Source organism: Actinokineospora auranticolor, from assembly GCF_002934265.1.
Classification (GTDB): Bacteria; Actinomycetota; Actinomycetes; order Mycobacteriales; family Pseudonocardiaceae; genus Actinokineospora; species Actinokineospora auranticolor.
On the sequence record NZ_PTIX01000021.1, the window covers coordinates 1 to 25,634 of the forward strand.

A 25,634-nucleotide genomic window follows, 5' to 3' on the forward strand; every position below is an offset into this window, starting at 1 on the left:
ACTCCATCCGTGTCGTGGTCGAACGCGCCATCGCCCAACTCAAGACCTGGCGTGTTCTCCACACCGACTACCGGCGACCCATCAACACCTTCGCCGACACCATCTCGGCCGTTATAGGACTCTACTTCTACGCCGCTGAATAAGCCTCCGTGGGTAGGCGAAAAATGCGCGAAGCCCGGTGCCGCTTTGGTTGGCGGCACCGGGCTTCGTCCCGCCCGGCGCTAGTTCTTGGTGGTGCGGCGGAAAAGTTTGTTGCCCAGCCAGACAATGGGGTCGTACTTGCGGTCGGCGACCCGTTCCTTCATGGGGATCAGGGCGTTGTCGGTGATCTTGATGTGTTCCGGGCAGACCTCGGTGCAGCACTTGGTGATATTGCACAGGCCCAGGCCGTTCGCCTCCTGCGCGGCGGGCACCCGGTCGGCGGTGTCGAGGGGGTGCATCTCCAACTCCGCGACCCGCATGAGGAAGCGGGGGCCGGAGAAGGATTCCTTGTTGTCCTCGTGGTCACGGACGACGTGGCAGGTGTTCTGGCAGAGGAAGCACTCGATGCACTTGCGGAACTCCTGGGACCGCTCGACGTCGACCTGCTGCATGCGGTAGTCGCCGGGGGCCAGGTCGGCGGGTGGGGTGAAGGACGGGATCTCGCGGGCCTTGGTGTAGTTGAACGACACGTCGGTCACCAGGTCGCGGATGACCGGGAAGGTGCGCATCGGCGTCACCGTCACGGTCTCGTCCTCGGTGAAGGTGGACATCCGGGTCATGCACAGCAACCGGGGCCTGCCGTTGACCTCCGCCGAGCACGAACCGCACTTGCCCGCCTTGCAGTTCCACCGCACCGCCAGGTCCGGGGCCTGGGTGGCCTGCAACCGGTGGATGATGTCGAGGACGACCTCGCCCTCGTTCACCTCGACCAGGAAGTCGTGCAGCTCGCCGGACTCGGCGTCGCCGCGCCAGACCTTGAACTTCGCCTTGTAGGCCACCTCAGTCCCTTCGTCCCGGATGCGCGCCCAGCTCACCGTCGGTGTAGTACTTCTCCAGCTCGGCGAGCTCGAACAGCTCCAGCAGGTCCTGCCGCAGCGGCTCCTGCTCCTGGCGGGTGACCGCGACGTCGGGCACGGTGGCGTCGCCCTCGGTGGAGCAGACCAGCAGGGTGTTGCGCCACTGGGCGTCCAGCATCGGGTAGTCGTCGCGGGTGTGGCCGCCGCGGCTCTCGGTGCGGGTGAGCGCCGCCTTGGCCACGCACTCGCTGACCAGCAGCATGTTGCGCAGGTCGATCGCCAGGTGCCAGCCCGGGTTGAACTGCCGGTGGCCCTCGACGGTCACGTTGCCGATCCGGGCCTTGATCTCCTGCAGCGTCCGCAGCGCCTGCTCGATCTCACCGGCCTTGCGGATGATGCCGACCAGGTCGTTCATCGACTGCTGCAGCTCGTTCTGCAGCGTGTACGGGTTCTCCTCGACGCCGTTGGCGGGCGGGTCGAACGGGGCCAGCGCCAGCCGGGCCGCTTCGTCCACATCGGACTGTGCAACCGCGGGCCGGGATGCCAGACCCTCCACGTAGGACGCCGCGCCGAGACCCGCGCGGCGGCCGAAGACCAGCAGGTCCGACAGCGAGTTGCCGCCGAGCCGGTTGGAGCCGTGCATGCCGCCCGAGCACTCACCGGCGGCGAACAGGCCGGGCACGGTGGCCGCGGCGGTGTCCGGGTCGACCTCGACGCCACCCATCACGTAGTGGCAGGTCGGGCCGACCTCCATCGGCTCGGCGGTGATGTCGACGTCGGCGAGTTCCTTGAACTGGTGGTACATCGACGGCAGCCTGCGCCGGATCTCCTCGGCGGGCAGGCGGCTGGCGATGTCCAGGAACACGCCGCCGTGCGGGGACCCGCGACCGGCCTTGACCTCGGAGTTGATCGCGCGCGCCACCTCGTCGCGGGGCAGCAGGTCCGGGGTGCGGCGGTTGTTCTCCTGGTCGGTGTACCAGCGGTCGGCCTCCTGCTCGCCGTCCGCGTACTGCCCCTTGAACACGTCCGGGACGTAGCCGAACATGAACCGCTCGCCGTCGGAGTTCTTCAGCACGCCGCCGTCGCCGCGCACGCCCTCGGTGACCAGGATGCCCTTCACGCTGGGCGGCCAGACCATGCCGGTGGGGTGGAACTGGACGAACTCCATGTTGATCAGCGTGGCGCCCGCGCGCAGCGCCAGCGCGTGCCCGTCGCCGGTGTACTCCCAGGAGTTCGACGTGACCTTGAACGACTTGCCGATGCCGCCGGTGGCCAGCACGACGGCGGGGGCCTCGAAGAGGATGAACCGACCGGACTCGCGCCAGTAGCCGAACGCGCCCGCGATGCGGCCGTCGTCCTTGAGCAGCTCGGTGACCGTGCACTCGGCGAAGACCTTGATCCGGGCCTCGTAGTCGCCGGACTCGCGGAAGTCCTCCTGCTGCAGCGACACGATCTTCTGCTGCATGGTGCGGATCAGCTCGAGGCCGGTGCGGTCGCCGACGTGCGCCAGGCGCGGGTAGGTGTGGCCGCCGAAGTTGCGCTGGCTGATGCGGCCGTCGGCGGTGCGGTCGAACAGGGCGCCGTAGGTCTCCAGCTCCCAGACCCGGTCCGGGGCCTCCTTGGCGTGCAGCTCGGCCATCCGCCAGTTGTTCAGGAACTTGCCGCCGCGCATGGTGTCGCGGAAGTGGACCTGCCAGTTGTCGTTGGAGTTGGCGTTGCCCATCGACGCCGCGCAGCCGCCCTCGGCCATCACGGTGTGCGCCTTGCCGAACAGGGACTTGCACACCACGGCGACCCGCAACCCGCGCTGGCGCGCCTCGATCACCGCCCGCAACCCGGCGCCCCCCGCACCGATGACCACCACGTCGTAGGAGTGGCGCTCGACCTCGGTCATGTGTTCCTCTCGATGTAGCTGACTAACCGCTTCTAGAAGAAGCGCAAATCGGGGATGGCCTCGCTGGCCACGAGCATCACGTAGAGGTCGGTGAGGACCAGCGTGCCCAGCGTCGTCCAGGCCAGTTGCATGTGGCGCACGTTCAGCTTGGAGATGAGGGTCCAGGCGCGGTAGCGCACGGGGTGCCGGGAGAAGTGCTTGAGCCTGCCGCCCGCGATGTGCCTGCACGAGTGGCACGAGAGGGTGTAGGCCCAGAGCAGCACCACGTTGGTGAACAGGACCAGGTTGCCCAGGCCGAGGCCGTGGGTGAGGGCCGCGACGGCGTCGTAAGTATTGATCACCGAGACGAGCAGCGCCACGTAGAAGAAGTAGCGGTGCGCGTTCTGCACGATCAGCGGCAGGCGGGTCTCCCCCGAGTAGGACCCGTGCGGCTCGGCGACCGCGCACGCGGGCGGGCTCTGCCAGACCGAGCGGTAGTACGCCTTGCGGTAGTAGTAGCAGGTCAGGCGGAAGCCGAGGAGGAACGGCAGGGCGACGAAGCCCAGCGGGATCCAGCCGGGCAGCTCCGGTAGCGGAGTGCCGAAGTGGCTGGATCCCGGCAGGCAGGACTCGCTCAGGCAGGGCGAGTAGAACGGGGTCAGGTAGCCGTAGTCGGCGACCCAGTACCACTTGCCCATGAAGGACCGGACGGTCGCGTAGACCACGAAGGTCAGCAACCCCAGGTTGGTCATCAGGGGCGGGAGCCACCACCGGTCGGTCCGCAGGGTGCGCGCGGAGATGCTCGCCCGGTTGGGGGCGCCTACGCCTGACGTCATCGCTTCCTCTGTTCTCGGGCTAGCGCTGGTAGCCGCCGACTCCCTCGTCGTCGGCGCCGTGCCAGAGCTGGGGGTCGTACGGGGTGTCCGGGATGACCACGATCTCGGCGTCCTCGGCCCGCCTGGGCACCGGCGCCGACGGCGTGGTCGTGAAGTCGGCGGCGTCGATGTCGATGCGCTCGATGTCGTTCACCAACCGCTGCACGGCGGGGACGTCGCCGTACCGCGCCCGCAGGGCGCCGACGCACTGCCGCAGCTGACCGATGGTCCGCCGCAGCTCGCTGATCTCCGTACTCGACATGTCGCACCTCCGTACTCCGGTCCGTTCGCGGGTCGTGTCCGTGCGTAGCCGCCGCCCAGGACCGAACACCGCTCGTCGCCGACTGTGCCTTGCGACGGCAGATGTGACAAGTACCACATGAGGTGCGTCGATGGGTGATCGACCCTTGCCAACCCGTGGTCAAGTGCTGTGATTTCGCGCACACGAGCCCGAGGGGTGGACACTGTCGGTGCTGGTGAAACCGTTGCGCGATAAGGGAAGTGCGGAGAAACGATCGGGTGTGAGACTGACCACTGTGGTCAGCTCTCAAGGTCGTCCGACGACGGTTGAGCACGCATTCTCGACGGCCGAGAAAAGCCCTTGGGAAGACCCCAGCGAACCGCTGGCGATCACGGAGTGTGATCGCCAGCTGTCCCGGTGGTTAGCAGTCCGGGTCGTCTTCGGGGGCGTCGAGTTCGGTGCGGACGACCCGGTAGGCCATGCCCTCGCCGTAGCCGCGCCGGGCGAGCATGGCGACCAGGCGGCGGATCTTGACCTGGTCGTCGAGGTTCCGCATGGTGCCGAGCTTCTTGCGCACCAGGGCGGCGGCGCGGTCGGCCTCGGCGTCCGAGTCGACGGCGGCGACGGCCTCGGCCACGACCTCGGCGTCGACGCCCTTGCGGCGCAGCTCGGTGGCCAGGGCGCGGCGGCCGAGACCGCGGTGGGCGTGCCGGGAGCGGACCCAGGTCTCGGCGAAGGCGGCGTCGTCGATCAGACCGGCGGCGGCGAACTTGTCCAGGACGGTCTCGGCGACGTCGTCCGGGATCTCCTTGCGCCGCAGGGCCTGCGCCAGCTCCAGGCGGGTGCGGTCGCGGGCGGCCAGCAACCGGTAGCAGACGTCCCGGGCCGTGGCCGCCGGGTCCTGCTCCGCGTCCCCGCGCCGCCGCCGCTCCCCGGGCGGGGCCTCGGCATCGTCGTTCGACGACCGCCGGGAGCGACGCCCTCCACGGGACCCGGCACCCGCCGGATCGCCTGTGGACTCCCGCCGCCCAGGTCGCGACCGGGTGGCACCGGTCTCGGTTGAGCCGTCGTCATCCGGCGACCCGACCTCCGGAGGTGTGTCGGGCCGGGGGCTGCCGGACGCACGCGCCCCACGGCCCCGCTTCCCGCCGGAAGGCTCCGGTTCTCGCCGCCGCTCCAACGATTCGAGACGTTGCCGAGCGGCGGCCACCGGATCGGCCACCGCCTCATCCGAGGACTTCCAGCGAGCTCCGGCACCATCGAGGGCAGGCCCCGATGCCTCAGCCTCGGGGGCACCGCTCCCTGCGGGCGAGAGGTCGGACTCGTGCGGACCACCACGCTGCCCGGAACCGGACCGGGGAATTTCCCTTCGCCGGTCCAACGATTCGAGGCGCTGGCGGATGGCGGCGACCGGATCGTCGGCGTTCGCTGTCTTGTCCGAGAACTTCTTCCGTGACCGGCCGCTGTCGGGGGCGGCGGCCGGTAGCTCGGCTTCGTGCGTGCCGTCCGGCGCGATCGGGTTGCGGTCTGGCTTGCGCGAACGGCTGCTGTGCTTGGTCGGAGTGGGCTCGGGAGCCCACCAGTCTTGCTGCTGGGCTGTCGGTTCCGGCCGGTTCGACCGCTCGACGGCCGCGCTCGCCGCAGGTGTCGGATCGTCCTTTTCGGACTTGTCAGGGGTGGGGCGAGGATCGGTGTCCTCGCCCGTTCCCACGTCCGCACCGTCGTCCGGAGTGGACCAGGCGATCGGGGTGGGGGCGGTGGGCGGGGTGTCCGCCCACCAGGTGCCCGGACCGTCCACCGCGGAACCACCGGTTCCGCCGTCCGGCCCGGGCTCGTGCCACCACCGCGGCGCTGGGTCCGGCTCCGGCATCAGAACTCGACGGGTGCCGGGGCGGTCTCGTCGGCGTCGAGCTTGGCGCCGATGCCCAGCTTCTCCTTGATCCGCTTCTCGATCTCGTCGGCCACGTCCGGGTTCTCCAGCAGGAACTTGCGGGCGTTCTCCTTGCCCTGGCCCAGCTGGTCGCCCTCGTAGGTGTACCAGGCGCCGGACTTGCGCAGGATCGCCTGCTCGACGCCCATGTCGATGAGCGAGCCCTCGCGGCTGACGCCCTTGCCGTAGAGGATGTCGAACTCGGCCTGCTTGAACGGCGGGGCGACCTTGTTCTTCACGACCTTGACCCGGGTGCGGTTGCCGACCGGCTCGCCGCCGTCCTTGAGGGTCTCGATGCGGCGCACGTCGAGGCGGACCGAGGCGTAGAACTTCAGCGCCTTGCCACCGGTCGTGGTCTCCGGGGAGCCGAACATCACGCCGATCTTCTCGCGCAGCTGGTTGATGAAGATCGCGGTGGTGCCGGAGTTGTTCATCGCGCCGGTCATCTTGCGCAGCGCCTGGCTCATCAGCCGGGCCTGCAGGCCGACGTGGTTGTCGCCCATCTCGCCCTCGATCTCGGCGCGGGGCACCAGCGCGGCCACCGAGTCGATCACGATGATGTCCAGCGCACCGGAGCGGATCAGCATGTCCGCGATCTCCAGCGCCTGCTCGCCGGTGTCCGGCTGGGAGACCAGCAGCGCGTCGGTGTCGACGCCGAGGGCCCTGGCGTACTCGGGGTCCAGCGCGTGCTCGGCGTCGATGAACGCCGCGATGCCGCCCGCGCGCTGGGCGTTGGCCACCGCGTGCAGGGCGACGGTGGTCTTACCGGAGGACTCCGGGCCGTAGATCTCGACCACGCGGCCGCGCGGGAGACCGCCGATGCCGAGGGCGACGTCCAGGGCGATGGCGCCGGTCGGGATGATCGCGATCGGGGCCCGGCCCTCCTCGCCCAGGCGCATCACGGAGCCCTTGCCGAAGTTCTTGTCGATCTGGGCAAGGGCGAGCTCAAGCGCCTTGTCCCGGTCGGGTGCTGCGGCCATCTTCGATCCACCTTTGGTCTGTTTCGTGCTCACGAGGTGCACGCTACGGGCAGGGACCGACGATTGTCGGCGGGCACCGCCGGTCTGTGGACAAACGGAGCCTGTGTGGATGGCAGGGTAGCGAACACGTGTTCGAGCCGCGCGACCGACACGCCGCCGGCGCGGTCAGCGCCGCTCGGGCGGTACCTCGAACGCCTCGCACACGGCCTGCCAGATCTCCTTGGTCGGCAGCCCCGCGTCGAGCGCTTGGTCGACGGTCCGGCCGCCGAGGGCGGCGAAGACGTGGTCATGGGCGATGGTCTCGGCGCGCTGGTCGCCGAACTCCTCGGCGAGCCTGGCCCGGAAGGCGGTAATACGCATCGGGAGCAGTCTAAGCACAGGGCAGAATCGGGCTATGACGTCTACCGAGAGCCTGCTGCTGGACATCGTGGTCGTCGCCGGTCTGGTGGCGGCCGTGGTGGTGAGCCTGATCGCGCTGCGCAACAACCGCAAGCGCTAGGTGCCCGGCAGCACGTTGGCGACGAAGTAGTCGGCCAGCGCGTCCGGGGTGAACTTGTCGTCGTCGCGCGGCCTACTACGGGTGATCCACCCGACCAAGGGCCGGTCTTGCACGGTGAAGACCAGCACGCCGCTGCTGCTGCTCACGCCCGCGCGGAAGTAGCCGCCCAGACCGTTGCCGCGCCAGTCTGCGCGCACGTGGTCGCCCTCTGTCATGTCGCCGAGTTCGGCTTCCAGGAGGCTCTCCACCTCGTCCTGGGAGCTCAGCTGCGCGTAGCTGACGCTGTAGGAGCCCTGGAGCGCGCAGGTGACGTCGGCGGGTTCGCCGCCCGCCTGGCACTTGTTGTTGTCGGCGATCGTGCCCGCGAGCTGGCGCAGGCAGGCGGTGAAGCCCGTGCCGTCCTTGGTGCCCTCGGTCTGGCAGGACTCCGCGCTCGGCAGGCTGTCCGAGCTGGTCATGAGGTAGATCCCGGTGGCCGCGGCGAGCACCAGGACCACGGCGGCGGCGGCGATGAACGGCAGCGCGCGGCGGCTCTTGTGGGCCTCGGGGCGGCGCGGTGTCGGGAAGTTGCTTTGCAGCGGACCGGTGTAGGTGGCGGTGCTCGGGAAGTTCCCCGTCACCGGCGGCGCCGGGATGTGCTGCTGCTGCGGCGTTACCGGGTTGAGCTGCGGAGGCGGTATCGGGTTGGGCTGGGAGGGCTGGGCCACCGGGGCGGCTCGGTTGGCGCTGTCGTAGCTGACCAGGTGCGCGCCCAACGCGACGGCCGTCTCGGGCTGGTCGAGGCTGACCGGCACGACCCTCAGCTGCTCGGCGAGCAGGGTCGCGACCAGGGGGATCCGACTTGAGCCACCGACGAGGTAGATACCGGCGAGCCTGTCCGGGGTAAGACCGGTCGCGCGGATCGTGCCGCTAAGAAGCTCGACGCTGCGAAGAAGACTCGGACGGATAAGAGCTTCCAACTCGGTCCGCGTGACCAGCACGTCGTCGAAGGGCACCGGCATCGGCACCTCGGTCTGCGGGTGCCGGGACAGTGCTTCCTTGGCCCCCCTGACGTCTTCTTGGAGCGCTCGGCGGGACCGGCGGTCGGCCGTGCTCTCGGGGCGTAGTAGGTGCTGCCAGGCCCGCGGGTCGCGGTGCGAGACCGACCGGCCCACGTGCTCCATCAGCGCTTGGTCGACGTCGACGCCGCCAAGGTCTGGCAGACCGTTCTCGGCCAAGACGGAGAACCCACCAGGGTTGGCACCGACCACGGCCACGTCGAAGGTGCCCGCACCGAGGTCGTAGACCGCCAATGCCTGACCGGGGTGCAGGGTGTGGCCAAGAGAGGTGAAATGCGCCGCTGCGGCGACCGGCTCGGGCACCAGCACGACCGAACCGATACCAACCTGTCGAGCCGCGGCGAGCAGCACGTTGCGCCGCACCGGCCCCCACTGCGCGGGGTGGGTCAAGCGGACCTCGTCCGGCTGACCACCGCCGAGCTGGCGGGAGATCTCCTTGAGCACGTGCGCGAGGATCGCCGCCAACGCCTCGGTGACGGGCACGACGACGTCGCCGAGCAGCAGCGTGCCCTCGTCGACGCGGCGCTTGGGGTTGGGCTCGAAGCGCGCCGGGTCCAGCCGCGCCCGGCGCTCGGCCTCACGGCCGACGACCAAGCCGCCGTCCTCGCTCGCGTAGACCGCTGACGGCATCGTTGTGGCGCCGTCGACCTCGACGACCCTCGGCGCCCTACCATGCGCGGACAGCACCGCGACGGTGTTGGACGTGCCTAGATCAATGGACAACACCCGCACGGGGTTACTACCTCCCAGTGACTACCCGCGACCTGCGCGTCACGCGTCGCCGGTGGGCATCACGTGCTTCTTGAAGTAGTCCACCATCCCATCGGGCGTACCGCCGGACAGGTCCGCGACAATGCCCACGACGGGCGCGTCCTTCACGGTGAACAACAACAACGCGGCGCCGCTATCTGTCCCCACCGCGTAGTAGGTGCCCGATTTGCCACCGCCGTTCCAAGCGTCGGATTTGGTTTCCGACATGGAGAAGCCGAGTTGGCCGATTACCTCGTCGACGCTCTGCTTGGCCTGATCGGCGCTGGCGAAGTGCCCGTAGACGATGTAGTTGCCATCGACCTGGCAGGTGGCCATGTCGGCGCCCGGGGTGGACTGCGTCTTGCCGCTGAGCTTCATGCCGGTCGTGCAGTTCTCTTGGGCGATGGGCCCGGCCAGTTCCTTCGTGCACGGGGTGAAGCCGTGGGAGTCGACCGTGCGATCGCTGCAATCGGCCTTGAGCCCACCCTTACCCGACATGACGATGATGGTGCTGACCACGCCGATGACCACTACGGCCACGATCGCGGCGGCGACGTACCAGGGCCGGTTCGAGCCGCGCCTGGCGGGCGCGGGGGTCGGCACGTGGTGGATCACCGGGGTCGGCACGGACGGCGGGTTCTGCACCGGCGTCGGCATCGAGGGCGGGTTCTGCGGCGAGGGGATCTGCGCGACCTGCGGCGGGGTCTGCACCGGCACCGGGCGCGACGGCGGGCCGACCACGTGCTGCGGGTGGGTGCCGGGGTACTGCTGCACCGGGATGGGGGCGCTCGGCGGGTTCTGCGTCGGCGGCGCCGGGGTGAAGCTGCTGTTGCGGGGCACCATGGCCTGGCTGCGCCGGACCGCGTCGATGGTGTTGGACATGTCGCCCGTGCGCATCGTGATGCCCTCTTGCGGCACGTGGTGCGCGCCGAGGGCGACGGCGGTCTCGGGCTGGTCGAGGCTGGTGGGCACGACCCGCATCTGCTCGGCGATCAGGGTCGCCACCAGCGGGATGCGGCTGGAGCCGCCGACCAGGTAGATGCCCGCGAGGCGGTCCGGGGAGAGGCCGGTCGCGCGGATGGTGCCCGCGAGGAGTTCGACGCTGCGGAGCATGCCGGGGCGGATGAGCGCCTCCAGCTCGACGCGCGTGACGAGCACGTCGTCGAAGGGCTCGGGGAGGGGGACCTCGGTCTGGGGGTGCCGGGAGAGGGCTTCCTTGGACGCCTTCACGTCCTCGCGCAACGCGCGCTGGGCGCGGCGGTCGCCGGTGGACTCCGGACGTAAGAGGCGTTGCCAACCGGCGGGGTCGCGGTGGGAGATCTGACGACCGACGTGCTCTAAGAGGGCTTGGTCGACGTCAAGACCACCGAGGTCGGGCAGACCCGCCTCGGCCAAGACGACGAAGCCGTTCTGCGTGGCGCTCACGATCGCCACGTCGAAGGTGCCCGCGCCCAGGTCGTAGACGGCCAGCGCCTGGCCGGGGGCCAGGGTCTGCCCGGGGAACGAGGCGAAGTGCGCGGCGGCGGCGACCGGTTCGGGCACCAGGACCAGGTTGGAGCCCATACCCGCCTGCCGGGCCGCGGACAGCAGCACGTTGCGCCGCACGGGGCCCCACTGCGCGGGGTGGGTCAGCCGGACCTCGTCGGGTTTCTTGTTGCCGAGCTGGCGGGAGGTCTCGTCGACGACGCGCCGCAGCACCCCGGCGAGCGCGTCGGTGACCGGCACCACGGCGTCGCCGAGCAGCAGCGTGCCCTCGTCGACGCGGCGCTTGGGGTTGGGCTCGAAGCGGGAGGGGTCGAGGCGGGCGCGGCGCTCGGCGTCGCGGCCGACGACCAGGCCGCCGTCCTCGCCCGCGAACACGGCCGAGGGCATCATCGACGCGCCGTCGACGTCGACCACCCGGGGTGGGCGGCCGTGCGCGGACAACACGGCGACGGTGTTCGACGTGCCGAGATCGACCGACAGGACGTTCACTGCTCTCCCCTCAAACAACAACCCCGACCCTGCTTCCCCCAGGGTGTCGTCGCAGATGCTCCCATGCGCGATACGCCCTGTGGGTCCGGTCTCCCAGATCGGCCGCCCCGCCGAACCGCCGAACCGGGTGCCCCACCGTACCCAGGAGTGGACCACGGTCCCAGGGCGAACACCGTGAGGTCCCGGGTGGACACTCCCCGCGATGATCGCGAGTTGTCCACATACACCGGATTCGTCCACCGGAACGGCGGTGGCGTGGAAGTGTCGGACACCAGGGGTAACCATGGGGTCGTGACCGATGACGTGCTCGACCTCTTCACGGCCCCGACCAGGCAGTGGTTCAGCGGGGCCTTCGCCGCGCCCACCGCGGCCCAGGCCGGTGCCTGGCGCGCGGCGGCGGCGGGCGAGCACGCGCTCGTGGTGGCGCCGACGGGCTCCGGCAAGACGCTGGCGGCGTTCCTGTGGGCGTTGGACCGGTTGGCCGCGGAAGGCGTCCCGGAGGACGCCAAACGGCGGTGCCGGGTGCTGTACGTGTCCCCGTTGAAGGCGTTGGCCGTGGACGTCCAGCGGAACCTGCGCGCGCCGCTGGCCGGGATCCGGCAGGCGGCGCACCGGCTGGGGGTGTCCGAGCCGGACATCACCGTCGGCACGCGCACCGGCGACACCCCGGCGGAGGAGCGGCGGTCGTTCGCCAGGACACCGCCGGACGTGCTGGTCACCACGCCGGAGTCGCTGTTCCTGCTGCTCACCTCGGCGGCCCGGGAGTCGCTGCGCGGGGTGCGCACGGTGATCGTGGACGAGGTGCACGCGGTGGCGGGCGCCAAGCGCGGGTCGCACCTGGCGCTGTCGCTGGAGCGGTTGGACGCGCTGCTGGAGCGGCCCGCGCAGCGCATCGGTCTGTCCGCGACGGTGCGGCCGGTGGAGGAGGTGAGCGGCTACCTCGGTGGCGGGCGACCGGTCACTCTCGTTCAGCCGGAGATCGGCAAGACGGTGCTGATCCGGGTGGAGGTCCCGGTGGCCGACATGGCGACCCTGAGCGAGGGTCCGGCCGCGCCGGTCGACCCGGACTCGCCGGAGCCGCCCGCGCAGGCCTCCATCTGGCCCAAGGTGGAGCAGCGGGTGTTGGAGCTGGTGCGCGCGCACCGGTCGACCATCGTCTTCGCCAACTCGCGGCGGCTGGCCGAGCGGCTGACGGCCCGGCTCAACGAGCTGGCGGCCGAGGAGAGCGAGGTGCCCACCCGGTTCCCGGCCCAGGCGATCGGGCAGTCCGGGCTGACCACGATGGTCGAGTCGGTGGTGGCCAGGGCGCACCACGGGTCGATGTCGCGCGAGCAGCGCACGCTGGTGGAGGAGGACCTCAAGTCGGGGCGGCTGCCGTGCGTGGTGGCCACCTCGTCGCTGGAGCTGGGCATCGACATGGGCGCGGTCGACCTGGTGGTGCAGGTGGAGGCGCCGCCCACGGTGGCCTCGGGGTTGCAGCGGGTGGGCCGGGCCGGGCACCAGGTGGGCGCGGTCTCGCAGGGGGTGATGTTCCCGAAGTTCCGCGGCGACCTGGTGTCGTGCGCGGTGGTGGCGGAGCGGATGGCGCAGGGCGCGATCGAGGCGGTGCGCTACCCGCGCAACCCGCTGGACGTGCTGGCCCAGCACGTGGTGGCGATGGTGGCGCTGGAGCCGTGGACGGTGGACGGGCTGGCCGCGCTGGTGCGCCGGGCGGCGCCGTACGCGGCGCTGCCGGACTCGGCGCTGCACTCGGTGCTGGACATGCTGGCGGGCCGGTACCCGAGCGAGGAGTTCGGCGAGCTGCGGCCGCGGATCACCTGGGACCGGATCACCGGCGAGCTGCGCGGCAGGCCTGGGGCGCAGCGGTTGGCGGTCACCTCCGGCGGCACCATCCCGGACCGCGGGCTGTTCACCGTGATGACCCCGGCGGACGAGCGCGGCGCGGGGTCGCGGGTGGGCGAGCTGGACGAGGAGATGGTCTACGAGTCGCGGGTGGGCGACACGTTCCTGCTCGGCACGTCGTCGTGGCGGGTCCAGGACATCACCCACGACCGCGTGATCGTCACCCCTGCGCCGGGGGAGCCCGCGCGGATGCCGTTCTGGAAGGGCGACGCCCCCGGCAGGCCGCTGGAGCTGGGTCGGGCGCTGGGCGCGTTCCTGCGTGAACTGTCCGCTTCGGACGAACCGGCGGCGCGGTCGCGGGCGGCGGCGGCCGGGTTGGACGAGTGGGCCGTCGACAACCTCTTGGCGTACCTGGGTGAGCAGCGCGAGTCCACCCGGCACGTGCCGGACGACCGGACCGTGCTGGTGGAGCGGTTCCGCGACGAGCTGGGCGACTGGCGGCTGGTGGTGCACTCGCCGTTCGGGGCGCAGGTCAACGCGCCGTGGGCGCTGGCCATCGGGGCGCGGCTGCGGGAGCGGCGCGGGGTGGACGCGCAGATCGCGCACGCGGACGACGGGATCGTGGTGCGGTTGCCGGACGCGGTCGACGACGCCGGTCAGGAGGTGGTGGCCGGGATCGAGGACGTGCTGCTGGACCCGGACGAGGTCGAGCAGGTCGTGGTGGCCGAGGTGGGTGGCTCGGCGCTGTTCGCGTCCCGGTTCCGCGAGTGCGCGGCCCGGTCGCTGCTGCTGCCCCGGCGCGATCCCCGGCGCCGGACCCCGTTGTGGCAGCAGCGGCAGCGGTCGGCGCAGTTGCTGTCGGTGGCGGCGAAGTACGAGCGGTTCCCGGTGGTGCTGGAGGCGATGCGCGAGTGCCTGCAGGACGTCTACGACGTGGCGGGGCTGCGCGAGCTGATGTCGGACGTGCGGGCCCGGCGGGTGCGGGTGGTGGAGGTGGAGACGCCGTCGGCGTCGCCGTTCGCGCGCAGCCTGCTGTTCGGGTACGTCGGGATGTTCCTGTACGGCACGGACGTGCCGCTGGCCGAGCGGCGGGCGGCGGCGCTGTCGCTGGACAGCGCGCTGCTGGCCGAGCTGCTGGGCTCGGAGGCGATCCGGGAGCTGCTCGACCCCGAGGTGCTGGCCGAGGTGGAGCGGTCGCTGCAGCGGCTGGACCCGCAGCGGCACGCCCGGCACGCCGAGGACGCCGCCGACCTGTTGCGGTTCTTGGGAGACCTGTCGGTGGCGGAGGCCGCCGAGCGCGGGGTGCGGCCGGAGTGGTTGGCGGAGCTGGAAACCACGCGCCGGGTGCTGCGGGTGCGGATCGCGGGCGAGGAGCGGTTCATCGCCATCGAGGACGCGGGCCGGGTGCGCGACGCGTTGGGCACCGCGCTGCCGGTGGGGGTGCCGGAGGCGTTCACCGAGCCGGTGGCCGACCCGGTCGGCGACCTGCTGGCCCGCTACGCCCGCACGCACGGGCCGTTCCCGGCGGCCGAGGCGGCGGAGCGGTTCGGGCTCGGCGTCTCGGTGGTCACGGGTGTGCTGGAACGGCTGGCGGGCGCGGGTCGGTTGGTGCGCGGGGAGTTGCGGCCGGGCGGGACCCACACGGAGTACTGCGACGCGGAGGTGCTGCGGCGGCTGCGGCGCACGTCGCTGGCCCGGCTGCGGGCCGAGGTGGAGCCGGTGGAACCCGCCGCGCTGGGGCGGTTCCTGCCGAGCTGGCACGGGATCGGGCGGCGGTCGCGGTCGGCGCCGACGGCCGACGACGTGCTGACGGTGGTGGAGCAGTTGGCGGGCGCGCCGCTGCCCGCGAGCGCGGTGGAGTCGCTGGTGCTGCCCGCGCGGCTGCCGGGGTACGCGCCCGCGCTGCTCGACGAGCTGACGGCGGCGGGTGAGGTCACCTGGTGCGGGTCCGGGTCGCTGGCGGGCGGGGACGGGTGGGTGGCGTTCGCGCCGACGGACGTGGCCGACCTGCTGCTGCCCGAGGTGGAGGAGGCGGTGCCGGACACGCCCCTGCACACCGCCGTGCTGTCCGCGCTCGACGGTGGGGCGTTGTTCTTCCGCCAGGTCGCGGACCGGGTGGGGGCGCAACTGCTCGACGGGGGCGCGGAGGCGCCCGGCGACCAGGACGTGGTGACCGCGTTGTGGGACCTGGTGTGGGGCGGGCTGGTCACGAACGACACCATCGCGCCGTTGCGGGCGTTGGTGGTGGGCAAGGGAGCCGCGCACAAGCCGCGGCGGTCGGCGCCGCGCGGCCGGTACGCGCGGCTGCGGACGGCCCGCCCCGCGATGCCGAGCCGTAGTGGGCCGCCGACGGTCGGTGGGCGGTGGTCGCTGGTGGTGCCGCGTGAACTCGACCCGACGCGGCGGGCGCACGCGCGCGCGGAGGCGTTCCTGGAGCGGCACGGCGTGTTGACCCGTGGCGCGCTCGACACCGAGCGGGTGACGGGTGGGTTCAGCGGTATCTACAAGGTGTTGCGGGCGATGGAGGAGTCCGGCCAGATCATCCGCGGGTACGTGGTGGAGGGGTTGGGGGCTTCGCAGTTCGCGGCTCGTGGTGCCGTGGACCGGCTTCGCGCCGTGTCCAAACAGGACTCTCTACCTGAAGAGCCGCGCCTTGACCCGTCCGTGGTGGCTCCGGGCTGGCCCACCCCGGCCGCGTTGCTGCGCGGCGGACCGGCACCACGGGAGCGGGTGGACACCGCCGTGATCCTCGCGGCGGCCGACCCGGCGCAGCCCTACGGCGCCGCGCTGGACTGGCCGGATCCGGTCGGCGAGGGCAAGCACCGGCCGGGCCGGAAGGCGGGCGCGCTGGTGGCGTTGGTGGACGGTGTCCCCGCCCTCTACGTCGAACGCGGCGGCCGAACCCTGCTGTCCTTCACCGACGACGAGCCCGCGCTCCGCGCCGCGGCCCGGGGATTGGTCCGCGCCGTCCAGGATGGCTGGCTGGGCTCCCTGTCGGTCCGCAAGGCCGACGGCGAGGTGGCGCTGACCTCCACCCTGTCCGGCATCCTCCGCGACGCGGGTTTCCAGGCCACGCCCCAGGGCTTGCGGCTGCGGTCATGACCGGAATCGCGAGGAGCACAAGGACTCCCGCGCCCCGGCGCGCCGACGTTCGTGACCGGTGCGGTCAGCGGGAGGACAGGACGCAGAACTCGTTGGCCTCGGGATCGCGGAGGACGTGCCAGGTGACGTCGGGGCCCTGGCCGATGTCGGCGGGGGTGGCGCCGAGGGCGCACAGGGCCTGGACGATCTCGGTCTGCTCATCGCCCGGTTCACCCGCGACCTCGAGGTGGAGGCGGTTCTTCGCGGTGTGCGGCGTCTCGCCGCGCAAGAACTCCAGCCACGGGCCGTGGCCCGGCAGGGCGCGCAGGGTGGCGAAGGCGGGTTCGTCGCGGACGATGCTCCAGTTGGTGGCCGCGGCCCAGAAGTTGGCCTGGGCGCCGGGATCGGCGGCGTCGACCACGATCGCGGCGACGCGGCCGGTGTCGGCGTACTCGGGGCGGGGTTCGAGGACGCAGAACTCGTTGCCCTCGGGGTCCCGCAGCACCACCCAGGGCACGTCGCCCTGCCCGATGTCGGCCCGGGTCGCGCCCAGCAGCTCGGCCCGGGCCACCACCGCGTCCTGGTCCGGCAGGGAGGAGCTGGACAGGTCCAGGTGCACCCGGTTGCGGGTCGTCTTCCGGTCGGGCACGGGCACGAAGGTGAGGCCCAGTCCCGCGCCGTCCTGGTCGGGGGCGACGAGGTCCACCTCTTCCTCGTTGGCGAGGGTGATCTCCCAGCCGAGCAGGTCCGCCCAGAACCGGGCCAGCCCGGCCATGTCCCCCGCGTCCCACCCGACACTGACCAATCGCGACGCCATGCGCCCACGCTAGTGCAGGGCGCGGCTCCGGACGTGACGAACCCGCGCAACGCTTCCGCGGTCGTGGGATCGCTGGTGTGTCACGGGTTCCGGCGGTAGACGGCGAGCACGCGGTGGTTCGAGTCGAAGAGGGTCAGGACGTCTCCCGTGACGGTGTAGGTGGTCGCGGTGGTCACGGCCGCCCCGACGTCGGGGCCGCATCCGGGGGGCGACGCGCCGTCGATGCCGGTGGCGGTGAAGGCGTCGCCGGGGGAGGTCACGTAGGTGCCCGATGTGGGCGAGCAGGGGTCGTCGGTGGTGTACCAGCGGCCGTCGGGGGTGAATTCGACCGCGAGGCCGGGGCGGGATGGCACCGACTGGTGCGCGGTCTTCCCGGCGGAGTCCGCTGCCGCGTGCGAGACCGGTCGCCACGAGCCGACCAGCGACTTGGCGGGTGCGGGTGAGCCCGCGGCCGCGACCGTACCGCTCTCGGACGCCTGGAAGCCCGTGGCCCGCGCCAGCAGGACACCGCCCCCGCCGAGCACGACGACGGCCGCCGCGACCAGGACCCGGCGGGTGCGCCTGCGGCGGACGAGGTGGTGGACGTCGGCGAGCAGCCCCGCCGCGTCGGGCGCGTGGGTGGCGCCCTCGGCCAGGGTCTCCCGCAGCCGCCGTTCGGTGTCGCTCACGGGCTCGGCTCCTTCTCCTCGTCCCCGACCGTCCACGACGACCGCAGCGCCGCCAACGCCCGCGACGCCTGGGAGCGCACGGTGCTCTCCGCGCACCCCAGCAGCTCGGCGATGGCGCGGTCGTCGCAGTCCTCGTAGAAGCGGAGCACCAGCACCGCCCGCTGCCGGGGCGGCAGGGTCGCCAGCGCGCCCCAGGTCCGCGCCCGCTCGGCCACCCCCTCGGCGTGGTCGGCGGCGCTCGCCGCCCCGAACCAGCTGTCCCCCGGCTCCACCGGCAACTCCGTGCTGGACCGCCGACGCCGCCAGTCCAGGTGCGCGTTGACCAGGATGCGTCGCAGGTAGGCGTCCGGCCGGTCGGCGGCGCGCACCCACCGCCACCGCCCGTGGGCCTTCAGCAGCGCGGTCTGCACCAGGTCCTCGGCCAGGTGACGGTCCCCGGTGAGCAGGTAGGCGAACCGCAGCAGCGCCTGTCCCCGGTCCCGGACGTACTCGTCGAAGGTCATCCACCACCCTTTCGCCGCTCCCCCTACGACGAGGTGACCCCACCCGTCCGCTGCGCCCGCCCGGCAACGACTCGGTCTCGAACCGGTCGCCTGGCCGGACCAGCCGGGCGGTCAGGTGCGGACGCGGGCGGGCAGGAGGCGGAACTCGTTGCCCTCCGGGTCGGCGAGGGCGAGTTCGGTGCGGGTGGCGCCCAGGTCGACGAGGTGGGCGGCGTCGCCGTCCAGGGAGGTGGCGGCGAGGTCGAAGCGGACCCGGTTCGGGGCGCGCTTGGTCTCGGGGACGCGCAGGAACTCGAGCCACGGGCCGCCGTCCTCGGTGGCGCGCAGGGCCGCCGAGTTCTCGTCCCGGTGCAGCAGGGGCCAGCCGGTGGCGGCGGACCAGAAGGCGGCCAGGGCGGTCGGGTCGGCGGCGTCCACGACGATGGCGGCGAGGGGACCCGTGCGCTGGTAGATGTCGTTCGGCTCGAGGATGCAGAACTCGTTGCCCTCGGGGTCGCGGAACACCGTCCACGGGACGCCCGGGCCCTGGCCGACGTTCACCTCGCGCGCGCCGACGTCCGCCGCCAGCGAGGTGAGGACCTGGTACTCGTGCGGGCTCTCGGTGGCCAGGTCGAGGTGCACGCGGTTCTTGGCCGCCTTGGGCAGGACCGCGGGCGTGAACAGCAGGTCGACACCGCAACCGCCCAGGTCGGGGGCCACCAGGTGGTAGCTGCCGTCGCGGCAGGCCGTGGCCGTGCCGCCCAGCATGATGTACCAGAACTGGGCGGAGGCCGCCGGGTCGCTTGCGTCGATGACGAGGCTCGCCAACCGGGTGGACATATCCGACACGGTAGTCCCCTTCGCCGGGGCTCCCGCGACCGTGGTTTTCCCACCGGCCGAAACCGGACAGAAGGTTCAGCGGGTGGCCAGCCGCAGCAGCGCCCACAGCTGGGTCAGCGCGTCGAGGTCGCCGCTGCGGTCGATGCGGTCGCCGAAGACCGGGCTGCGGCCCCACAGCCACAGGTAGAGGTCCCGGGGCGCGGCCGTGATGGTGGCCGACGCCGTGGGCGCGACCAGCGGCGACGCCGGGGTGGCGACGGTGCGCTCGGTGCTGACCTCCGCCAGCCAGGTGTGGCCCGCGGCGCGCACGGCGACCGTGGCCTGCCGGGTGCCGGAGACGCCGAGGGCGGCCAGCCGGTGGGTGAACCACAGGGTCAGCGCCTCGTCCACGCCGTCCACCGCGACGTCGTCGCCGATCTCGGTGATCGGGCCGCCGACGGCCGACTGCACGTCCACGCGGTGCACGGTGGCCTCGTGGGCCATGCGCCTGCGCCAGAAGCAGTACGTCTGGTCGTGCGGGTGCCAGGTGGGGCACGGCGCGTCGGGGCCGTGCGCGGCCAACTCCCCCAGCAGCGACCGCAGGCCGTCGCGCAGGTAGTGCTCGACCGGTTCGCCGTCGAGCGGCTGGCGCTGCCAGCGGGTGGGGCGCTCGCCGGTGCGGATCCAGGTGACGACCATGCGGTAGACGCTGCCCACGTGGCGGGCGGTCTCGCCGACCGTGAGCCCCGGGCAGCCGGGGACCGGTTGGTCGTGGTCGGTGTTCTCGGCCGTGGTCGCGATCAGCGCAGTCTCCGCCTCCAGCACGTCGAGCAGTCGGTCCGGGTCGATCAGCGGTGTCAGCGCGGTCACCGCCTGCTGCCGTGCACCGCGCGGTGCACGAGGTCGAGGAACTCGGCGGTCTGGCGGTGCAGGTCGTCGGCGGCGCGCGGGCCGACGCGGCTGGTGATCCCCGCCTGGACGGCGGCGCGGGTGGCCGAGCAGGAGGCGAAGAACGCCGCCCACTCGCGCATCTCCGGCGCCACCGACGACATCAGCGTCCACACGCTGGTCGGCTTCGCGCGCCCCCGGTGCGGCCTGCCGCGCAGCGCCAGCATGGCGGCCGCCGCGCGCAGCGCGCACAGGTAGGACTCGGTGAACCGGGCCGCCGGGGCGGCGTCGACCTCGATGGCGGCGAACCCCCGCTCGGCCTGCCGCAGCAGGGACACCGCCGCGGCGGGCGGTGCCTGGACGGGGAAGTCCAGCGTGCTGGTCATCGGGGCCTCCTCGCGTTCGGGACGTCACGGGCGGACGACAGCGCGCCGAGGGGAGCCGGCGTTCGCCCGGTGGTGAGGCGCTTCCCCCGCCCCACCACCGGGCAGATTCGAACTCATGTTCGAACACCGCCAGCGTAACCCGTGGTGAGCGGGGGTTCAAGCGCTCGGCGGTGTGACCTGTCCGCCCACGTCAACGCACCCCGGGTGGGGGTGGTGAGATGTCGGTGTGACCACACTCGAGCACCGGGCCGTGCAGGAGACCGCGGCGGCGTTGCGGGCCGCCGGGTTGGACGCGGCCGCGGCGGGCATCCGGATCCTGGCCGACGACGTGCGGACCGCCGCCGCGGCCGCCGCGGCGCTCGGGATCCCCGTGGGCGCGATCGCCAACAGCCTGGTCTTCGCCGCCCGGCACGGCACCGAGGACCACCCGCTGCTGGTGCTGACCTCCGGCGACCACCGCGCCGACACGGCGCTGGTGGCGGGCCTCGTCGGCGCCGACGAGGTGCGCCGCGCCAAGCCCGAGTTCGTGCGTGAGCACACCGGCCAGGCCATCGGCGGGGTCGCCCCGGTCGGGCACCCCCGGCCGCTGGAGACGCTGGTCGACAGCCACCTGGCCCGGTACCCGGTGGTCTGGGCCGCGGCGGGCCACCCGAAGTCGGTGTTCCCGACGACCTACGCCGATCTCGTCGCGCTCACCGGGGGCACGGCTGCGCGGGTCGGCGTCGAGGAGGATGATCCGTCTACGTGACCGCCGCGCCATCCCCCAGTGTCGCCCGCTTCGCCGAGCTGACCGGCGACGAGCTGCGCACCCGCCTGCGCGAGGCGCTGAGCCTCTACGTCACCGCGATGCGCTACCCCGAGGGCACCGCCGAGCAGCGCGCCCCGATGTGGCTCGCGCACATCCTCCGCATCGGCTGGCGCTGCGTGGCCGCGTTCGACGCCGACGACCACATGGTGGGCATCGCCTACGGCTACCAGGGCGCCCCCGGCCAGTGGTGGCACGAACAGGTCAAGCGCGGCGTCACCGAACGCCACGGCACCCCCCACGCCGAGCGCTGGATGACCGACTACTTCGAGCTGACCGAACTGCACGTCCGCCCCGACACCCAGGGCCAGGGCATCGGCGGCGAACTGGTCCGCCGCCTGGTCGCGGGCGCGGGCAACGCGCACGTGCTGCTGTCGACCCCGGAAGGCCCATCCCGAGCCTGGAACCTCTACCGCCGGTTGGAGTTCATCGACGTCCTGCGGCACTACAAGTTCGCGGGCGACCCCCGCCCCTTCGGCGTCCTGGGCCGCGCCCTGCCGCTGTGATCCGCGGCGGCGAAACCCACCGCGGTCTCGCGGGGATCACCCGCTAGCGGTCTCGCCAGGTCAGCGGGGAGAGCGTCACAGCGGCTTCGGCGACGCGGCGGGCGGTCTCGGTGGTGAGGCCGTCGCGGGCGGAGTCGATCCACCCGTCGACGCGGTGGACTCCGGTATCGCGGTACTCGACGGCCTGGAGCGGCATTTCCAGCTTGTCCGCGTCTTTCGCGCACCGCGCCTCGGGGGTCTGCCGGGCCTCGAACTCGTCGACCGCCGCCCGGACCAGCTCGCGGGAGGCGTCGGGCATCTTCGGCGGACGACCTCCCGTCAGAACGGGCTGGCGGCCTGGGGTTCGGCGCTGCGGCGGGAGCGGCGGTGGGTGTAGTACGCCAGGGCCAGGACCAGCAGCGCCACGCCGATCGCCGAGGCGCCGACGATGACGACCCACTTGGTCCAGGAGACGCCGGACTTGTCGGTGTACTGGACGGTCGCGTCGAACTCGGTGACCGCGCCCGGTTTGGGCTTCCACGAGACGGTGCCGTTGTCGTTGATGCCGTTGGTCCGGGTCACCGAGCCGGGGAAGGCCACCTTGATCTGCACGTCCGCGCGGTTCGCGGGCAGCTCGCTCAGGTCGACCGAGCCCGACATGGTCACCAGGTCGCCGGAGCGGCGGAAGCTGAGGCGGTACTGCTTGCCCTCGGTGATCGCCTCGCTGAGCACGGCGATGTCGGCGAAGCTCAGGCCCTGGAACGTCAACGTCTGGCCCACGTACCCGTCGGCCGTGTAGACCTGGGTCTTGACCTTGCCGGTCAGCTCGTCCGGGATCTTCAGCGCCGGGCCCTTGTCCTCCTGCTTGACCGGCACGGACGCGATGACCAGCTGGCCGGACACCAGGTCGTCCTCGCTGACCGCCAGCCCGGCCTGCACCCGCACGCACCCCGACAGGGTGAGCACGGCCAGCAGGGCCAGCGCGACCAGCGCCGCCCACCTGCGCCAACCGGATCGGGAACGTGGAATGGCCTGCTGCACCGGGCCATCCTGCCGGCCCCGTCCACCGCCTCCGCCGCCGACCGTTGGGTAACGTGCGGGCATGGCGTCCTCCCAGCACGACGGTGTGCACCAGATCTGCGACCGCTACGTCGACGACATCGCCGCCGCCGACCCGGTCACGGCGACCTACGTCGGTATCGCGGGGTACGACCGCGAACTACCCGATCTATCCCCCGAAGGGGTGAACGCGCGCGCCCGGTTGGCCGCTGCCGCGCTCGCCGCCGTGGCCGGGGCCGAGCCCGCCGACCCGAGCGAGGCCAACGCCAAGGCGGTGTTCGGCGAACGTGTCGGGCTGCAGGTCGAGCTGCACGAGGCGGGTGAGCACCTGGCCCCGCTCAACGTCATCACCTCGGCGCCGCAGGAGGTGCGGCAGGTCTTCGACCTGATGCCGACCGAGACCACCGAGGACTGGGCCACCATCTCCGCCCGGCTCGCGGGCGTGCCCGCCTGCCTGTCCGGCTACCGCGAGTCGCTGCGGCTCAGCGCCGAACGCGGCCGGGTCGCCGCGCTGCGCCAGGTCACCAAGGTCGCCGAGCAGTGCCGCACCTGGGCCGGGCTCGGCGGCACGTCCTTCTTCGCCGACCTCGTCGCCCCCGCCAAGGTGGACGACGCGCTGCGGTCCGACCTCGAGGCGAACGCCCGCGCCGCCGCCGAGTCCTACGCCGACCTGGCCGAGTTCCTGACCGGTGAGCTCGCCGCCAAGGCGCCCACCGAGGACGCGGTCGGCGAGGAGCGCTACCGGCTGTGGTCGCGCGAGTTCACCGGCGCCCGCCTGGACCTGCAGGAGGCCTACGAGTGGGGCTGGGCCGAGCACGCCCGGCTGGAGGCCGAGATGGTCGAGGTGGCGGGCCGGATCAAGCCCGGCGCCACCATCGCCGAGGCGGCGGCCGTGCTCGACGAGGACCCCCGCTACCGGGTCCGCGGCCAGCGCGCGCTGGAGGAGTGGATGCAGCGGCTGTCCGACCAGGCGCTGGCCGACCTGCGCGGCGTGCACTTCGAGATCCCCGACCCGCTGATGCGGCTGGAGTGCAAGATCGCCCCGCCGGGCGGCGGCGTCGGCGCGTACTACACCGGCCCGACCGACGACTGGAGCAGGCCGGGCCGCATGTGGTGGTCCGTGCCCGCCGACCGCGAGGACTTCTCCACCTGGCGCGAGGTCTCGACCGTCTACCACGAGGGCGTCCCGGGCCACCACCTGCAGATCGCCACGGCCGTCTACCAGGCCGCGAGCCTCAACAAGTTCCAGCGCCTGCTCACCTGGGTCCCCGCGCACGGCGAGGGCTGGGCCCTCTACGCCGAGCGCCTGATGCGCGAGTTCGGCTACCTCTCCGACGACGGCAACCTGCTGGGCATGCTCGACGCGCACATCTTCCGCGCGGCCCGGGTCATCATCGACATCGGCATGCACCTCAAGCTGGAGATCCCGCGCGGCACCGGCTTCCACGAGGGCGAGCGCTGGACGCCGGAGCTGGGCCTGGAGTTCCTGCTGACCCGCACCATCACCGACCCGGCCCACGTGCACGACGAGATCGACCGCTACCTGGGCTGGCCCGGCCAGGCCCCCACCTACAAGCTGGGTGAGCGCCTGTGGCTCCAGGCCCGCGACGAGGCCAAGGCCCGCCGCGGCGCGGACTTCGACCTCAAGGCCTTCCACCAGGACGCCCTCGTCATGGGCGCCATGGGCCTCGACACCCTCCGCGAACGCCTCGCGGCGCTCTGAGCCTTGTGCCGCCCGCCTGCCCGATATCGGGCAGGCGGGCGGAGGCTGTGCACACTGGCCGAGGTTGTCCACAACCGGACTCCGACCGCTCCCCCGCGCCCGGGTGCGGCCGATAGGCTTGAAATCAGGGGTTCCCCCTGGTCGGGGACCCCTCGCGGGCGCTGGGCGTTGGCCGTTTCCAGGGTCGTGCCACAAGGGCCAGCGGTGATGTCAGCGGACACCGGGTGCTGGCCTCCGGCGGCGGAGTGGGTCGACGGTTGTCGTGGCGGTGCGACCAACTCGGCAGGTTGCTCGGCGTTGCCTGCCACGGTCCAGGAACCGGACGTAGGCCCGCGCCGAGGGCGCGATGGAACCTTGCCGTTGGTCTGCGGCGAAAGCCGTGCCCGGGTCGGTGTGCTGCCGAGGGCCCGCCGCCGAGCACACGCTCGATCAGCAGCACCGTTGGGCGCCTGCGAGCCCGGTGGATCAGGTGCGGGCGGGGACGAGGTTGAGGCGGCTGACGACTTCCTTCGTCGCCTTGGAGCGGTTGAACGTGTAGAAGTGCAGGCCCTGCACGCCCTCCGCCAGCAGTCGTTCGCTGACCTCGGTGGCCAGGTCGATGCCCGCGGCTCGGAAGCCCTTGGGGTCGGTGTGGGGGTCCAGCAGATCCACGATCCGCGAGGGGGCCTGGGCACCGGACAGCTCGATCGTCTTGGCCAGGGTCTTGCGGGTGGTGATCGGCATGATGCCCGGCAGCAGCGGCGCCTCGCAGCCGCGGGCCGCCACGCGGTCGCGGAGCCGGAGGAAGTCCTCCGGCTCGAAGAACAGCTGCGCGATCGCGAAGTCCGCGCCCGCGTCGAACTTGCGGATGAGGTTGTCCGTGTCGCTGTCCATGTCGGCCGACCGGGAGTGGCCGTACGGGAACGCGGCCACGCCCACGCAGAAGTCGCCCAGGTCGCGGACGAGGCGGACGAGTTCGTTCGCGTAGTTGAGGCCGTCCGGGTGGGCCACCCACTCGCCGTTGGGGTCGCCCGGGGGGTCGCCGCGCAGGGCGAGGATGTTGCGGATGCCGAGGGCGGCGTACCAGCCGATCACGTTGCGCAGTTCCGCGACGGAGTGGTCGACCGCGGTCAGGTGGGCCATCGGCACCAGGGTGGTCTCGCGGGCCACCCGGCCGGTGGTGCGGATCGTGCGGTCGCGGCTGGAGCCGCCCGCACCATAGGTGACCGACACGAACGCCGGGTCCAGCCCCTCCAGTTCGCGGATGGCGTTCCAGAGCCGCTGCTCGTCGGCGTGGTCACGGGGTGGCATGAACTCGACCGAGAACACCGGTCTGCCTACCCGGATCCGCTGCACCACACTGGTCATGCGCTCAGCGTAGCGAAGACATCCGACAACCGAGACCGACCGGAAGACGAGCGG

At 72.2% G+C, this 25,634-nt stretch carries 20 protein-coding genes and 2 pseudogenes; 4 read left to right on the forward strand and 18 right to left on the reverse strand.

Features of this window, described 5'->3' with window-relative positions:
- Nucleotides 1-221: 221 nt before the first annotated feature.
- The 9 genes and pseudogenes from CLV40_RS28445 to CLV40_RS28485 all read right to left on the reverse strand — a co-directional run bounded on the left by CLV40_RS28445 (nt 222) and on the right by CLV40_RS28485 (nt 11,178).
- Nucleotides 222-980 (reverse strand): succinate dehydrogenase/fumarate reductase iron-sulfur subunit, encoded by a 759-nt coding sequence (locus CLV40_RS28445; RefSeq protein WP_104482080.1) that lies wholly within the window; start codon nt 978-980, stop codon nt 222-224.
- Between the two features lies 1 nt (nt 981).
- Entirely contained in the window at nt 982-2,892 is a 1,911-nt protein-coding gene (locus CLV40_RS28450) for a fumarate reductase/succinate dehydrogenase flavoprotein subunit (RefSeq protein ID WP_104482081.1), read from the reverse strand.
- 32 nt (nt 2,893-2,924) lie between these two features.
- The gene (locus CLV40_RS28455) at nt 2,925-3,707 is read right to left on the reverse strand and encodes a hypothetical protein (protein WP_104482082.1); all 783 of its coding nucleotides are present in this window, start codon (nt 3,705-3,707) and stop codon (nt 2,925-2,927) included.
- A gap of 19 nt (nt 3,708-3,726) precedes the next feature.
- On the reverse strand, nt 3,727-4,008 hold the full coding sequence (locus CLV40_RS28460; RefSeq protein ID WP_104482083.1) for a hypothetical protein: 282 nt from the start codon (nt 4,006-4,008) through the stop codon (nt 3,727-3,729).
- Nucleotides 4,009-4,408: 400 nt separating this feature from the next.
- A pseudogene (locus CLV40_RS39920) lies at nt 4,409-4,873 on the reverse strand (regulatory protein RecX); the annotation flags it as partial.
- A 983-nt stretch (nt 4,874-5,856) separates the two neighbouring features.
- The gene (gene recA, locus CLV40_RS28470; RefSeq protein ID WP_104482085.1) at nt 5,857-6,897 is read right to left on the reverse strand and encodes a recombinase RecA; all 1,041 of its coding nucleotides are present in this window, start codon (nt 6,895-6,897) and stop codon (nt 5,857-5,859) included.
- Nucleotides 6,898-7,062: 165 nt separating this feature from the next.
- The gene (locus tag CLV40_RS28475; protein WP_104482176.1) at nt 7,063-7,257 is read right to left on the reverse strand and encodes a DUF3046 domain-containing protein; all 195 of its coding nucleotides are present in this window, start codon (nt 7,255-7,257) and stop codon (nt 7,063-7,065) included.
- 135 nt (nt 7,258-7,392) lie between these two features.
- A complete protein-coding gene (locus CLV40_RS28480) occupies nt 7,393-9,186 on the reverse strand; it encodes an Hsp70 family protein (RefSeq protein ID WP_104482086.1) in 1,794 nt (597 codons plus the stop codon).
- A gap of 39 nt (nt 9,187-9,225) precedes the next feature.
- The gene (locus tag CLV40_RS28485) at nt 9,226-11,178 is read right to left on the reverse strand and encodes an Hsp70 family protein (protein ID WP_104482087.1); all 1,953 of its coding nucleotides are present in this window, start codon (nt 11,176-11,178) and stop codon (nt 9,226-9,228) included.
- Nucleotides 11,179-11,469: 291 nt separating this feature from the next.
- Between CLV40_RS28485 and CLV40_RS28490 the strand changes: the two genes are divergently transcribed.
- Nucleotides 11,470-16,122, forward strand: a complete 4,653-nt coding sequence (locus CLV40_RS28490) for an ATP-dependent helicase (RefSeq protein ID WP_104482088.1) — start codon at nt 11,470-11,472, stop codon at nt 16,120-16,122.
- A gap of 64 nt (nt 16,123-16,186) precedes the next feature.
- Here CLV40_RS28490 and CLV40_RS28495 read toward each other — a convergent pair whose 3' ends face one another.
- The 6 genes from CLV40_RS28495 to CLV40_RS28520 all read right to left on the reverse strand — a co-directional run bounded on the left by CLV40_RS28495 (nt 16,187) and on the right by CLV40_RS28520 (nt 20,161).
- Nucleotides 16,187-16,918 carry a VOC family protein gene (locus CLV40_RS28495; protein WP_104482089.1) on the reverse strand — a complete coding sequence of 244 codons (732 nt, stop codon included), beginning with the start codon at nt 16,916-16,918 and terminating at the stop codon, nt 16,187-16,189.
- A gap of 80 nt (nt 16,919-16,998) precedes the next feature.
- On the reverse strand, nt 16,999-17,586 hold the full coding sequence (locus tag CLV40_RS28500; RefSeq protein WP_104482090.1) for a hypothetical protein: 588 nt from the start codon (nt 17,584-17,586) through the stop codon (nt 16,999-17,001).
- Nucleotides 17,583-18,089, reverse strand: a complete 507-nt coding sequence (locus CLV40_RS28505) for a SigE family RNA polymerase sigma factor (RefSeq protein ID WP_104482091.1) — start codon at nt 18,087-18,089, stop codon at nt 17,583-17,585. Before CLV40_RS28505 ends, CLV40_RS28500 begins: the two co-directional genes overlap by 4 nt.
- 111 nt (nt 18,090-18,200) lie before the next feature.
- Nucleotides 18,201-18,908: a VOC family protein gene (locus CLV40_RS28510; protein ID WP_104482092.1), complete on the reverse strand. Its 708-nt coding sequence runs from the start codon at nt 18,906-18,908 to the stop codon at nt 18,201-18,203.
- Nucleotides 18,909-18,983: 75 nt separating this feature from the next.
- Nucleotides 18,984-19,757 carry a maleylpyruvate isomerase family mycothiol-dependent enzyme gene (locus CLV40_RS28515; protein ID WP_245931627.1) on the reverse strand — a complete coding sequence of 258 codons (774 nt, stop codon included), beginning with the start codon at nt 19,755-19,757 and terminating at the stop codon, nt 18,984-18,986.
- Nucleotides 19,754-20,161: an SAV_6107 family HEPN domain-containing protein gene (locus CLV40_RS28520; protein ID WP_104482093.1), complete on the reverse strand. Its 408-nt coding sequence runs from the start codon at nt 20,159-20,161 to the stop codon at nt 19,754-19,756. The genes CLV40_RS28515 and CLV40_RS28520 overlap by 4 nt, the downstream gene beginning before the upstream one ends.
- A 226-nt stretch (nt 20,162-20,387) precedes the next feature.
- On the opposite strand from CLV40_RS28520, the gene CLV40_RS28525 reads away from it, so the two are divergent.
- On the forward strand, nt 20,388-20,909 hold the full coding sequence (locus tag CLV40_RS28525) for a YbaK/EbsC family protein (protein WP_104482094.1): 522 nt from the start codon (nt 20,388-20,390) through the stop codon (nt 20,907-20,909).
- A complete protein-coding gene (locus tag CLV40_RS28530; RefSeq protein WP_104482095.1) occupies nt 20,906-21,472 on the forward strand; it encodes a GNAT family N-acetyltransferase in 567 nt (188 codons plus the stop codon). Before CLV40_RS28525 ends, CLV40_RS28530 begins: the two co-directional genes overlap by 4 nt.
- A 43-nt stretch (nt 21,473-21,515) precedes the next feature.
- On the opposite strand, the pseudogene CLV40_RS28535 reads toward CLV40_RS28530, so the two are convergent.
- Together CLV40_RS28535 and CLV40_RS28540 are read right to left on the reverse strand one after the other, a co-directional pair.
- Nucleotides 21,516-21,767 (reverse strand): annotated as a pseudogene (locus CLV40_RS28535) (HD domain-containing protein); the annotation flags it as partial.
- A 23-nt stretch (nt 21,768-21,790) separates the two neighbouring features.
- Nucleotides 21,791-22,492 (reverse strand): DUF3153 domain-containing protein, encoded by a 702-nt coding sequence (locus tag CLV40_RS28540; protein WP_181043786.1) that lies wholly within the window; start codon nt 22,490-22,492, stop codon nt 21,791-21,793.
- Nucleotides 22,493-22,553: 61 nt separating this feature from the next.
- Between CLV40_RS28540 and CLV40_RS28545 the strand changes: the two genes are divergently transcribed.
- Entirely contained in the window at nt 22,554-24,233 is a 1,680-nt protein-coding gene (locus tag CLV40_RS28545) for a DUF885 domain-containing protein (protein ID WP_104482098.1), read from the forward strand.
- 465 nt (nt 24,234-24,698) lie between these two features.
- Here CLV40_RS28545 and metF read toward each other — a convergent pair whose 3' ends face one another.
- The gene (metF, locus tag CLV40_RS28550) at nt 24,699-25,580 is read right to left on the reverse strand and encodes a methylenetetrahydrofolate reductase [NAD(P)H] (protein ID WP_104482099.1); all 882 of its coding nucleotides are present in this window, start codon (nt 25,578-25,580) and stop codon (nt 24,699-24,701) included.
- Nucleotides 25,581-25,634 lie beyond the last annotated feature (54 nt).